Origin of the sequence: Cryobacterium zongtaii (assembly GCF_002909375.1) — a bacterium.
In the GTDB taxonomy this organism is placed as follows: Bacteria; Actinomycetota; Actinomycetes; order Actinomycetales; family Microbacteriaceae; genus Cryobacterium; species Cryobacterium zongtaii.
In genome coordinates, this window is the sequence record NZ_PPXD01000016.1 from 1 (window position 1) to 1011 (window position 1011).

The 1011-nt window shown below is 68.3% G+C and carries 1 protein-coding gene; it reads left to right on the forward strand.

Annotated features, from left to right (window positions below):
- Window positions 1-1011 (forward strand): HNH endonuclease signature motif containing protein (locus tag C3B61_RS10695; RefSeq protein WP_133160280.1); only part of this gene is annotated, 1011 nt, incomplete at both ends.

The window sequence follows — 1011 nt, forward strand, 5'->3', positions numbered from 1 at the left end:
CCGATCTCGCACGCCGTGACCGGCGGAACCCTCTCGATCGATGCCGCGCACGCCCTACGCACCGGCCTGGGCGACATCGATACCGTCGTCACCGGCCCGGTCCTCGCCGATGCCTTGGCCGGGCTGCTCGCCGACGCCGCGGCGATGGACGTCGACCAGCTCCTCAAACGGGCCCGGCAGACGCGCGACAGCCTCGACGAGGCCGGCATTAGGGTGCGGGAACAGAAAGCCTGGGACGACCGCTACCTGCGCATCTGGACCCTGAACACCGGCCAGGTCCGCATCGACGGGCTCTTCCCGGCGGAACAGGGCGAGTTCATCAAAGCCACCTTCGACAGTCTCACCAGCCCCCGCCGCGGCGGCGTGCGCTTCGTCGACACCGAACGCGCCGCCTGGGCCAAACGCGTCAAGAACGACCCCCGCAACACCAGCCAAATCACCTGCGACGGCTTCCTCGACCTCCTCAAAGCCGGCACCACCATCAACCCCAACGAGATGCTCGGCGGCCGCCGCCCCGCCGTGCAGATCCTCACCACCACCGCCACGACGGCCAGGCCCGCCGCACCCACAGGACCGGCCGCCGCCGACGACATCCTGATCTGCCTTCCCGGCCAAACCGGGCACGGCTACATCGAAGGCAACAACGCCCCGGTCTCCCCCGAAACCATCGAACGCCTCATCTGCGACTCCGGACGTGTTGACATCACAGTCGACGAGTTCAACCGGCCCCTGGACCTCGGCCACGAACAACGCCTGTTCAACCGGGCCCAACGCCAAGCCCTCGCCGCCCGCGACGGCGGCTGCAGGTGGCCCGGCTGCGACCGCCCACCAGCGTTCACCGAAGCCCACCACATCGAACACTGGCTCAGAGACCACGGCAGAACCGACATCAACCACGGCATCCTGCTCTGCCCCGCCCACCACCTGCTGCTCCACAACCAGCACTGGCAGATCTTCGAAAACACCGGCCGCTACTGGCTCCGCCCACCCACAACCATCGACCCCGGCCAA